Origin of the sequence: Bacillus salacetis (genome assembly GCF_003581585.1) — a bacterium.
Lineage (GTDB): Bacteria > Bacillota > Bacilli > Bacillales > Bacillaceae_B > Rossellomorea > Rossellomorea salacetis.
Genome location: NZ_QXIR01000048.1, coordinates 17,675 through 30,091, shown reverse-complemented (window position 1 = coordinate 30,091; position 12,417 = coordinate 17,675). Strand labels below are relative to the sequence as shown.

The 12,417-nt window shown below is 45.8% G+C and carries 8 protein-coding genes; 7 read left to right on the top strand and 1 reads right to left on the bottom strand.

What is annotated here, in order from left to right; genetic code table 11:
* The first annotated feature begins 277 nt into the window (after positions 1–277).
* The 6 genes from D3H55_RS22320 (at position 278) to D3H55_RS22290 (ending at position 9,428) form a co-directional block, all read left to right on the top strand.
* Positions 278–1,750, top strand: a complete 1,473-nt coding sequence (locus D3H55_RS22320; RefSeq protein WP_119549527.1) for a hypothetical protein — start codon at positions 278–280, stop codon at positions 1,748–1,750.
* Positions 1,751–2,431: 681 nt separating this feature from the next.
* Positions 2,432–4,348 carry a ribosomal protection-like ABC-F family protein gene (gene abc-f, locus D3H55_RS22315; RefSeq protein ID WP_119549526.1) on the top strand — a complete coding sequence of 639 codons (1,917 nt, stop codon included), beginning with the start codon at positions 2,432–2,434 and terminating at the stop codon, positions 4,346–4,348.
* Between the two features lie 911 nt (positions 4,349–5,259).
* Positions 5,260–6,135, top strand: a complete 876-nt coding sequence (galU, locus tag D3H55_RS22305) for a UTP--glucose-1-phosphate uridylyltransferase GalU (protein WP_119549524.1) — start codon at positions 5,260–5,262, stop codon at positions 6,133–6,135.
* An 18-nt stretch (positions 6,136–6,153) separates the two neighbouring features.
* On the top strand, positions 6,154–7,473 hold the full coding sequence (locus D3H55_RS22300) for a UDP-glucose dehydrogenase family protein (RefSeq protein WP_119549523.1): 1,320 nt from the start codon (positions 6,154–6,156) through the stop codon (positions 7,471–7,473).
* A gap of 223 nt (positions 7,474–7,696) precedes the next feature.
* A complete protein-coding gene (locus D3H55_RS22295) occupies positions 7,697–8,053 on the top strand; it encodes a hypothetical protein (protein WP_119549522.1) in 357 nt (118 codons plus the stop codon).
* A 220-nt stretch (positions 8,054–8,273) separates the two neighbouring features.
* On the top strand, positions 8,274–9,428 hold the full coding sequence (locus tag D3H55_RS22290; RefSeq protein WP_136035786.1) for a hypothetical protein: 1,155 nt from the start codon (positions 8,274–8,276) through the stop codon (positions 9,426–9,428).
* A gap of 113 nt (positions 9,429–9,541) precedes the next feature.
* Here D3H55_RS22290 and D3H55_RS22285 read toward each other — a convergent pair whose 3' ends face one another.
* A complete protein-coding gene (locus D3H55_RS22285; RefSeq protein WP_119549521.1) occupies positions 9,542–11,068 on the bottom strand; it encodes a glycosyltransferase in 1,527 nt (508 codons plus the stop codon).
* Positions 11,069–11,307: 239 nt separating this feature from the next.
* Here D3H55_RS22285 and D3H55_RS22280 point away from each other — a divergent pair, with 239 nt between their 5' ends.
* Positions 11,308–12,384: a glycosyltransferase gene (locus D3H55_RS22280; protein ID WP_119549520.1), complete on the top strand. Its 1,077-nt coding sequence runs from the start codon at positions 11,308–11,310 to the stop codon at positions 12,382–12,384.
* Positions 12,385–12,417 lie beyond the last annotated feature (33 nt).

The window sequence follows — 12,417 nt, the reverse complement described above, 5'->3', positions numbered from 1 at the left end:
TTATCTTTTCTTCAAGTGATCCTCAAGGGAATTCCTTTAAACCTGTACCTTGAATTTCTATAAAACAAGGGTTCTTTCATTCAAGAGAAAAGCTTTGGCACAGAATTCTTTTTTGAAAGCAGAAACCAAAATGAAGTCAATTTTTTAAAAACAAAATCAATCACTATAAAAACAGGCATACGCTTCCGTCAGAACCGTTACTTCTCATGCTGGATTCGTTTAAAGCCCCTTTCTTTCGTGAAAAGGAATAATAATACAGCAGAAAGGAGAGTGTAAGATGGATTTCAACACAACAAGGAAGACACTCTTATTTTCCTTCCTTGCTGCCGTTCTTATGACAGGATGCTCGGCAGAAGAGACAGCAACGAATCCGCAAACCGAAACCGGGCAGGACGATACAAATGGCAGCCAACAGGAGGGTGGTGGCATCTCGGAAGAACCTTCTGGCCAAGATGAAAACCAGGCTAACGATGAAGGAACACGCGCTGAAGATCTTACTGGCGAAGATGATAACGGTACCGGCCAGACAAATGAAGAAGAAGAGAACAGAAAGGATGAGCAGACAACCGAAGAAGAGCAAAACACACAGGAGCAGGATCAAGAAGAGGAAACCAATGAACATAATGGTACTGAATCCGGCCGGACATTAACGAAGGAACAAGCAGCCGAGGTGCTGCAGGAATACGAGAAAACGTTTATGGTGGAAACGAATTCGGAGGGAACGGTCGAGAATCATCCTTCTAAGGAAGAGCTCTTATCCCATTATCGAACCATTATGTCAGAAGAGCTTGCACAGGGCTATCTTGAAGACTTCTTCAAAACAGAGAACGGCAATCTGAAGATGGTTGCCACAGAACCGCCTGTTTGGCTGAATCCTGAAAATGAGTACAAGGTGAATGAACAAAGTGATGGCACTTATCATGTTATTCAGAGTAAAAGCAGCCAGCTTAGAGGGAACAGGGAGTACACCTTTGAATTGGAATACATGAGTGGCCACTGGCAGGTAGCTGATGTATCAAGCGTCAAATCCGGCCGGTTGACAAAAAGCGGAGCCGAACAGATCGTCAGGCAGCACCTTGGGGACGATATCGATAAAAATATGATTGTCGAGTATGACCACATGGAACAGGACCAATTTGGCATCCATGTTTACGAACAGGCAGGCAAAGAAGAAGAATCCCATACCGCCACCTACGGCTGGTATAAGGTCGACCCGGAGACAGAAGAGGTTACTTCCCTGTTCGGGAATGAGCAGGAAGACTCAGCTCACCTGAAGGAGAAGGCAAATGAAGTCCTGAACAACATCCTGAAGGAAGATATGAATGCTCTGGCAGATTATGTCCATTCAGAAAAGGGGCTTCTCATATCTCCGTTTGTCAATATTAGTGAAAAGGATAAAGTTTTTGAAAAACAAGAGGTAAGCAGCCTCTTGGAGAACGAAAAAGCCTATCTATGGGGATATCAAGACGGAAGCGGAAAGCCCATGAAATCCACTCCGCCTGAATATTTCCAGCGTTATCAGGATTTTTCCCAGGTGGATAAAGTGATCGTGGATGACATTAAACAGCGGGGCAATGTAAAAATGAACATCAAGGACTACTTCCCGGATTCCCATATAGTCGAATTCTACAAAAACGGAACGGAAGAAAATTCAAACATCGACTGGTCCAGCCTCTATATCGTTTTTCAGAAGAACAATGCAGGAGAATGGAAGGCAGTCGCTCTGGTAAGCGGACAATGGACCGTTTGAGTGAAATCAAATCAAGTTCATCATCAAAAAAGAAAAAAGTGCCAATAAATCCATTTACAAGATGATGAAAAATTGAGATAATACAGAAAATGACGAAGGGGGAAAGTAAGCATATGGAACCAACTAATTGCTGACCATTAATTTCATTGAAATTAATATCGATTCGTACAGAGCTGATTTTACCTTGTATATATAGGTTTATTTGTTATGCTCTTTATGGAATCAAGCAATTAAGAAGGTACCTTACTTACTTGACTCTGCTATCATAATTTTACAGGAAGCCCTGTCCACGGGCAGGCATCCCAAGGCATATCCCTAAGCTTATTTGGAATGCCGGCAAAATTATCAAAAAGAGTATCCAGGACCGTAAGAGGAATCCATCCTTCTTGCGGTCTTTTTTATTGGCTCCTTTCGTAAACTTTGTTGCTTTTCACTATACATTTCAAATAATCTCCTGGTAAACCGCCGTAAACACCCCGGTAAGCAGGAAAGAAAAGAGCTGCTCGTTCTTTTCGAGAGAAAACCTTTGAATACAGGGGAAAAATCCGGCATCTGGGATTTTTCCAAAAGTAACAATATATGCGAAAACAGCCTTTTTATTTTATCAAAATAGTAATGAGTACTTCTTGAAGCTGTCCATAAAATGCGTAACGACCATTATGGATGAAAGAAGGAATATAAATGTTGGAACTATCATTAACAGGCGTGAAGAAATATATGGAAGCGACTCAAGTGTTGGAAAATATCTCTTTCGAGGTTATGACAGGGGAAAAAGTCGGAATCGTCGGAGTGAACGGAAGCGGAAAAAGCACGGTGTTAAAACTCATAGCCGGCATCATACCTATGGATTACTATCCCGGCTATCCGCAGACATCAAGCTATGGCTATGATGAAGGATTTGTGAATCTGCCAAAGGATGCCGCCGTGGCTTTCCTTGAACAGACACCGCAGTTCCCGAAAGGCATGAAGGTACTTGATATATTGAACCTTGCATTTAAAGAAGTGAAAGAAATAGAGAGAGAAATGCGAGCAGCAGAGGAAAAATTGAAGCTGCTGAAAGGGGATTCCCTTGATAAAGCCCTGAACCGATACAGCGGCCTGGTCCAGCTGTTTGAGACAAGGGGCGGCTACGAGCAGGAGGAAAAGATGAGCAGGGTCTGCACCGGCTTGAAGTTCGAGGATCGTTTTCTTGAAAAGGACTTTGATGAGTTGAGCGGCGGTGAAAAAACGACCGTCATGCTCGGGAAGCTGCTCATGAATGCCCCTGATATCCTGCTTTTGGATGAGCCGACGAACCACCTCGACATGGAGTCGATCGAGTGGCTGGAAAGTTATCTGAAAAGCTATAAAGGCATCGTCCTGATTGTGTCCCATGACCGCTATTTTCTGGATCATGTTGTCAGTAAAATCGTAGAAATTGAAGATATGGAATCCAGGACATACAAAGGGAATTATTCCTCATTTGCTGCCCAGAAAGAAGAAAATATGCGGATTCAATACGAGCACTTCAGGGAACAGCAAAAAGACATCAAGAATAAGGAAAAACAGGTCGCCAATCTCCGTGACTGGGCGATGAGAGCCGACAACAATAAATTCTTTAAAAGAGCAGCCAGCATCCAGAAGAAGCTGGATAAAGTGGAACGGATCGATAAGCCGGTCTTCGAAAGAAGAAATATGCGGCTGGATTTCAAGGCGGCCGAACGCTCGGGAAAAGAAACCATAAAGGCGTCAGGACTTTCAAAACGTTATGGTGATAAAATGATTTTCGACGATGCAGACCTCATGATCCACTATGGAGAAAGAGCCGCACTTCTTGGACCGAATGGAAGCGGAAAGACGTCTTTCTTAAAAATGCTGATGGGGGAAGAACAGCCTGATAGTGGAACTGTCGAGCTCGGAGCCAATGTGAAGGCAGCCTATCTTCCGCAGAAAATCGATTTTGCCGATGAAGAGCTGACTGTACTGGAATGCTTTCGCGAGGGTATCTCCATTCTGGAAGGGAAAGCGCGGGAATACTTGGCCAAATTCATGTTCTACAAAAAATCTGTCTTCAAGAAAGTGAAATTTTTATCAGGAGGAGAGAGGATCAGACTTAAGCTGGCAATGCTATTGTTCGAGGATATCAATCTGCTCATCCTCGATGAGCCGACGAACCACCTTGATATCGATTCCATTGAAACTCTCGAGGAAGCACTGGACGAATTCAAAGGGACGATCTTCTTCATCTCCCATGACAGGTACTTCATCAATAAAATGGGGGAGCGGGTGATCGCCGTCGAGAATCATTCTTTTAAAAGTTACATGGGAAATTATGATGAATACCGGAGGATACAAGAGAAGAAGAGGAGCAAAGCGGAAACGGCGGCTGCTAAAAAAACGAAGCCGGACCAGCAGGTTCCTGAAGTAAACAGGGAAAAGGAACTGGCAGATGCCCAGGAAAAGGTTGATGATCTTGAAAATGAAATAAGGAAATTGGACATCATCCTGGCCGCCAGCCAATTGGAGCACGATGAACTCTACGACGTATACCGGCGGAAGCTGGATCTCGGGAAAGAGCTGGAAGAGGTCATGGAGAAATGGTTGAAGCTCGCTGAGTAATAAATTCATAGCAAGGGAGGGCACGGAAAGTGTCCTCCCTTTTTGTGTTTGCTGGAATAGGTAAGAGGCGTAGTTCACGCAGTCAATCCGGTGCATTCCCTCTGAAGGAATAGACCGAATCCTCGTCTGTTGCTTCAAAAAACGGTGCAATTCCTGGAGTAATGGACCAAATCCTCGGCCGCGGTCTCAGAAAACGGTGCACTCCCTGAAGGAATAGGCCTAAGTCCAAGCCTTCAGCCCGGGAATTGGTGCATTCCCCAGAGTAATAGACCAAATCCTCGGTGGCCACCTCAAAAATTGGGGCACTCCCCGGAGGAATGGACCAAATCCTCGGCCACCGACTCGAAAAAAGGTGCAATTCCTGAAAGAGTAGACCAAAATCCAAGCCGTCACTTCAAAAAACGGGGCAATCCCTGAAGAAATTGACCAAATTCCCGTCCGCGGTCTCAGAAAACGGTGCAATCCCTGAAAGAGTAGACCAAAATCCCAGCCGTCAGCCTGGGAATTGGTGCATTCCCCAGAGTAATAGACCAAATCCTCGGTGGCCACCTCAAAAATTGGTGCATTCCTCAGAGTAATAGACAAATCCTCGGCGTTCACCTCAAAAATTGATGCAATCTCCAGAGTAACAGCCCAAATCCCCGTCCGCCAACCCAAGATATAGCGCAATTCCCAAAATCTTCTCCCGCCGCCAATCCCCCACACTCATTAATCCCGAACCAGACTAGAAGATCAGCACAGCGCCTGATAAATGATAAAAACCCCGATGATTTGTGCCTTCTCCCTACCACAAACCTTGTACCAGAATCATAAAATAGTATATCTGCGGTGATGAACAAAGTATTATCACGGCAGAGCCGGCAGTATGCCTGTCAAAAGGGTCAGTCCATACTGCAGGAAGGAGAAAAATCATGAAGATAAGGAAAGCGATAATACCCGCAGCAGGGTTAGGTACCCGATTCCTCCCGGCCACAAAGGCACAGCCGAAGGAAATGCTCCCGATAGTGGATAAGCCGGCGATCCAATACATTGTAGAAGAAGCCGTTTCTTCCGGAATCGAAGATATATTGATCATTACGGGAAGGGGAAAACGGGCAATCGAAGACCATTTCGATAAAGCTTATGAACTGGAGGAGAATCTCGCGAAAAAAGGAAAGGCGGCTATCTTGAACGAAGTCCAAAAAATTTCGGATCTGGCGAATATTCATTATATCCGCCAGAAAGAGCCGAACGGGCTGGGGGACGCCATCTATTGCGCCAGAAGTTTTATCGGCACCGAGCCTTTCGCAGTCATGCTTGGGGATGACATCGTTCAAAATGAAAAAGAGCCCTGCTTGAAACAGCTTATGGAAGTTTATGATACGTTTCAAAGTTCGATAGTCGGTGTCCAGAAGGTCAAGCCGGAAGATGTCAACAAATACGGAATTGTTCAACTGTCAGCGAGGATAGAGGAAAATGTTTACACAGTGAAAGACCTGATAGAGAAGCCGGCAGCAGAAATGGCCCCTTCAAATGTCGCCATCATGGGGCGCTACATTCTGGAACCGGAAATATTTACGATTCTGAAAAATCAGGGGCCGGGATCAGGGGGGGAAGTGCAGCTCACGGATGCACTCAAGGAGCTCGCAGCGGCCCAAAGAGTCCTGGCTTATGAGTTTTCGGGGAACCGCTTTGATGTAGGGGACAAATTGGGCTTCATCAAAGCTACTATTGACTTTGCGATGAAACGGCCGGAAATCCGGGATGAATTGCTCGATTACTTGAAATCTATCATTCAATCAACTTAAGAACAGGGGGGAATTTCATTGAAAGTAACTGTTACAGGCACTGGATATGTCGGTCTGGTCACAGGTGTATGCCTGGCTGAAAAAGGCCATGACATCATTTGTTATGACACCAATGAAGAAAAAATAGATGCTCTTCGTGCGGGAAACCCTTCTATCTATGAGCCGGGTTTAAAGGAATTGCTTGTTAAAAACAGCAAGGATGGCAGCATTCAATTTACGGCAGATCCGGAAAAAGCTTACAGAGGCAGGGATGTCATCATTATTTCAGTGGGAACACCGGAACAGGAAAATGGAGCGGCTGACCTCTCTTTTATCAAAGAAGCTGTATCCATGATGGCCAGGCATATCGATCAGGATTGTGTAGTGGTAACAAAGAGTACCGTCCCGGTCGGCACCAATGAAAATATTGCCTTTTGGATAGAAGAAAATAAATCGCCATCATTGAAAATCCCTGTGGTTTCGTGTCCGGAATTTTTAAGAGAGGGATCAGCCATTCATGATACCTTTCATGGAGACAGGATTATCATAGGCTCTTCTTCAAAGGAAGCTGGCGACCTGATTGAAAAATTATATCAAGACTTTTCTCCGCCAGTGATAAGGACCGATATCAGAAGCTCGGAAATGATTAAATATGCTTCGAATGCCTTCTTGGCTGCAAAAATCAGCTTTATCAATGAAATTGCGAATATCTGCGAACGCTTGGGGGCCGATGTGGAAGAGGTGGCTGCAGGCATGGGCATGGACAAAAGGATCGGCAGACAGTTCCTTAATGCCGGCATAGGATATGGGGGATCCTGTTTCCCAAAAGACATCAATGCGTTGAAGCATATGGCTGATAAAGTAGATTACAAGTTCAAGGTATTGGAGGCAGCCGCCGAAGTCAATGAGGGGCAGTCAGGAATCCTGCTGGAGAAAGCAAGATCGCTGATCGGTCCGCTGGAGAATAGAAAAGTCACTCTATTGGGATTATCTTTCAAACCGGAAACGGATGATATTAGAGAATCTCAGGCGATCAAGCTGGCTAAATCATTAGCCAAAGAAAACGCAAAGGTATATGCCTATGATCCCGCTGCTATTGAAAAGGCAAAGGCTGTTCTCGGAAATTCAGTCGTATACTGCAGCAGCATTGAGGAGGCCCTCTTGGATTCGGAAGCAGCTTTTATCGTGACAGAGTGGGAAGATATCATCCGTTTTCCAATTGCCGGGTACCCGATTTTAATGAAAGAGCCGATTATTTTTGACGGCCGTAACTGCCTTCCTCAGGAATCAATGAAAGAACTTGGTTTGACTTACATCCCTATTGGAAGAAAAGGTATATATCCTCCCCGGAAGCAATAAGGGCCGTCTTCCCCTATTTCATCAGATATATCCACATACTCTATTATTCACGCAAATACTCTTAATAAAAAATTGATTTCATAGGCCACTACTCAAGCGAAAAGGAAGATGAAGAATAAGATGTAGGTACGAGGAGGAACTTGTCCTTCTTGCAGGCGGTATTTCATTCGCCTTTATGTAGGAGTTTCATAGAAATCCACTGAAGATAGGGGGGAATAATAAAATGGCAGTGCTATCAAGCGGTCCGATCGAGAATAACCCTGTAAATGGAGTAAGGCCGACTCAACAGCTGCTAATCAAACTCATCAATACAAGCAGTACTGATGCTTCATCCGTATTGATCCAGGGATATTTTCTGAATGGGACCAGGACACTTTATGTGTTGGAACTGGTGAACCTGGCTCCGAATCAGGTTGCGACACGTAACTATTTTGCTAATTTGAATGGATATGAATTTGTTTTTGAAACGATGGGGGCAGGAGCTGACGAAACACAGATTTCCCTTTGGGGAAGAAATGCTGCAGGACAATTTGTCACAGCACAGCGGCTGGTTGCAGAAGAAAACCTTGGAGCGGGATAAAAAAATATTTTTATAATGGACAATCTCACAATCAACTAATAATCGTAAGAGTATGATGTAGAGAGTATAAGTTTTGACAGTTTGTATATACGAATTTTTAAAAATTTCATAGTCTAAATTCTAGTAATTACCATAGCAGCCATAGACTTGCGAATCTTATATTCAGCATATCGGCAAACGGTGTTTTGCCGAAAAACATAAAAAAGGAGGTAAATTTCCAATGGCAATATTGTCAACAGGACCGATAGCAAATAATCCTGTAGGTGGTGCCCGCCCCAGCGTGCAGGTGACTGTGAAGCTGGATAACCGGGATTCTGTGAATTCTTCTACCGTGTTGATCCAAGGGTATTATTTGAATGGAACACGGACGTTATATGTCCTGGAACTAGTGAATCTTGCACCTAACCAGGTAGTAACCCGGACTTACTTTGCCAACTTTGACGGGTATGAATTTGTTTTTACTACAGATGGTTTGGCAGAAGAGAGTACTCAGATCTCTGTTTGGGGAATGACAGGTACAGGAGCATTGGTACCGGCACATCGTCTCGTATCTGAAGAACTTCTAGGTGCAGAAGAAGGTGCACAGGGTCCACAAGGAGCAACAGGCCCTCAAGGTGCGACGGGAGCTCAAGGAGCAACAGGAGCCCAGGGTGCGACAGGTCCGCAAGGCGCGACAGGAGCCCAGGGCGCGACAGGAGCTCAAGGAGCAACAGGAGCCCAGGGTGCGACAGGTCCGCAAGGTGCGACAGGAGCCCAGGGAGCAACAGGAGCCCAGGGTGCGACAGGAGCCCAAGGAGCAACAGGAGCTCAAGGAGCAACAGGAGCCCAGGGTGCGACAGGTCCACAAGGTGCGACAGGAGCTCAAGGAGCAACAGGAGCCCAGGGCGCGACAGGAGCCCAAGGAGCTACAGGAGCTCAAGGAGCAACAGGAGCCCAGGGTGCGACAGGTCCGCAAGGTGCGACGGGAGCTCAAGGAGCAACAGGAGCCCAAGGTGCGACAGGTCCACAGGGAGCAACAGGAGCCCAAGGAGCAACAGGAGCCCAAGGTGCGACAGGCCCTCAAGGAGCAACAGGAGCTCAAGGTGCGACAGGCCCTCAAGGAGCAACAGGAGCCCAGGGTGCGACAGGTCCGCAAGGTGCGACGGGAGCTCAAGGAGCAACAGGAGCCCAAGGTGCGACAGGTCCACAGGGTGCGACAGGAGCCCAAGGAGCAACAGGAGCCCAAGGTGCGACAGGCCCTCAAGGAGCAACAGGAGCTCAAGGTGCGACAGGCCCTCAAGGAGCAACAGGAGCCCAAGGTGCGACAGGGCCACAAGGAGCAACAGGTCCACAGGGTGCGACAGGTCCACAAGGAGCAACAGGAGCCACTCCTTAAACAAAGGAAACTGGAAAAAGAAAAGCAGCAAGAGAAGACCCCCGGTCTTCTCTTGCTGCTTTTGGTTGCGGGAAATTATAGATATGCTGATACAAATACCTTGATCGATCTAGTTACTGGTACTTTTCCAGCAGCTCTTTATTAAAGAGGATCCTCCTGTCATTTGGTTTGTATTTTCCGGCTATCTCATTATGATAAGCGGCTTCTTTAAAGCGGCCTGAATTGAAGTAGCAGACGCAGAGTTCCAAGTGGGGAATCCAGGTCCAGCAATTGTCATCATATATCTCTTCCGGCTTCTGAGGCTTTTGCAGCTGAGCAGCCAGTTTGAACCAAAACAGCGCTTCTGGTGTTTTCTTTTCCTGTTTAAAACAATATCCGAGCCTGCAGCAGAACTCTGCCCTGGGAAGCCCGCTGTGGAAGGAGCGGAAGCATGCATCTTTGGCTTCATCCAATCGGCCTTGATTTTGATAGAGGGATGCCAACTCATAGAGTGCCCGTATCTGCAGATTTCCCTGTTCTTTTGTACAGGATTCAAAAGCGGCGATGGAACGGTCCAGGCGGTTGAGATTTCTTAAAGCGGTAGCATAATCAAATCGGCTTTCCAGAGAAGGGGTCTTTCCGTCCTTTGTGTTTTGTTCGAAGCTCCTGATTATGGATTCGGGGTCATGGACAGGCGGCAGCTGCTGATTCAGTATCCTTTCATAGAGTTCGATGTAGCGGTCGACCATTAACTCGGTAGAGAAGTTTTGGGCGATGTATCGTCTCATGTCTTTGGGGTCAGGAAACTGTGCATTTTGTATCTTTGCAATCATTTCGTCCTTGTCATTGCAGATCAGCTCGGGAAATCCGCCCAACACCTCGCTTACAGAGCCATTATTGTAAGCCATCACAGGGGTCCCGCATGCCAGAGACTCGATCATGACGATTCCGAATGGCTCCCTGAAAAGGATAGGGACCAGGAGGCACTTGGCATGCTTCAATAGTTCCTGTTTCTGATTTCCGCCTACCTCCCCGATATAGGAGACAGCCGGGGATTCATTGATTGCCGGCTCCACGTTTTTGGCGAAGAATTCTTTGTCATAAACAGGACCTGCTATGATCAGCTTCATATTGAGCTGCCGGGCAATATCAATGGCATGCATGATCCCCTTTTGATAATTGACTTCCGCGAGAAATAATAGATAGTCTTCTTTCACCTCGGAATATTGGTATTGGGAGAGGGTGAGCCCGGGATAGATGAAGAACCCTTTATTTCCGCCAACCTCCTGCAGGGCATTACGGCTGATGTACACCGGATATTTAGGGAATGTGCTGTTATTGATGTTGATGTTGATATTGCTGATGGTCGGTACGGGCAAATTCAATTTATCGATCAAGGAAAAGTGAGTATGGTCATGGATGATATCAATGTTATCCGGCAGGTGTTGTTTAACAAAGTCCTGGATCGCTTCCGGATTCGGCCCGGTGTGCTGATAGGGGATGACTGTGCCGGCAGATATGCTTCCTTGGGGAGCGAATAGGAACACTTCATGGCCTCTATTGATGAGTTCTTCCGTAAGGGTATGAACCAACCGCTGGATGCCCCCGTATCTTGGCGGAGGGACTGGCAGCGTATCGGTGGAAACTTGAACGATTCTCAAATCTGTTATCCTCTCTTTCTCTTGTAGTTTGATGAGCAGGGCGTCCTTGTTATAGAGTATGATTCCTCTCCAGCAAAGGGATGGTTGCTTTTATCATTTTGCCTCGCGGAGTTATCGCAGGGTAAATATCCATTTTGCCGGCTTCAATACACTAATGATGCGTACAAACATATATTAAATGGAAACTGCCATTTTTGAACTGTGCGCTGTTTACTTGATTAGTAAAGAGGGGTGTTGAATTGATTACTATCAGTTTATGCTTGATTGTGAAGAACGAGGAAGCAACATTATGGAATTGCCTGGATTCTGCAAAAGAGATAGCGGATGAAATCATCATTGTTGATACTGGATCCACCGACCGTTCGAAAGAGATTGCCCGTGAATTCACGGATAAAGTATTTGATTTTGAATGGGTTGATAACTTTGCGCCGGCCAGGAATCAGTCTTTTAAACATGCGACAATGGACTATATTTTGTGGCTGGACGCGGATGATGTGCTTTTTGAAGAAGATCAGAAGAAACTGCTGGAGTTAAAACGGAATTTGGATCCTTCGATAGATTCCGTTTCCATGATCTATAATTACGGTTTCGATGAATATGGCAATGTGACATTGAGTTTCAGGAGAAATAGACTGGTGAAACGGTCCAGGAATTTTCAATGGGCAGGGGACTGCCATGTGTATCTGCAGGTGGATGGGAATATCCTCGATAGTGATATTTGTGTATCCCATAAGCGAGTCCATCATTCTACCGGAAGGAATCTGGCCATCTATGAAAAACGGCTGGAGAACGGTGATGAATTCTCCGCCAGGGACTACTACTACTACTATGCAAACGAGCTGAATGAGAACCAATTCTATGAAAAAGCAATCGAAAATTATACCGCTTTTTTGGAAATGGAAGACGGCTGGAGGGAAGACAAAATTGCTGCATGCAGCCGCCTTGCCGATTGCTATGGAAAAACAGGCGAGCTGGAGAAGCAAAGGAATGCTTTATACAAATCATTTGAATTCGATGTTCCCCGTCCGGAAGTATGCTGCAGGCTCGGGAGTATCTTAATGGATGAAGGGAACTATCGGGCAGCCGTCTTCTGGTACAAGGCTGCAATCGACTACCAACAGCCGGAGGAGAATTGGGGATTTACATTTAAAGCCTATTCAACCTGGGTGCCTCACCAGAATCTCTGTAAATGCTATTATTATCTGATCGATTTCGAAAAAGCCTATGAACATAATGAGATTGCGAGGGAATTCCGGCCTGAAGATCCAGGCATCCTTCATAATAAAAAAATCCTGGAAGAAAAGCTGAAAGGATAACAATTGAATAGAAGGTTCAAAAAAAATACCTGC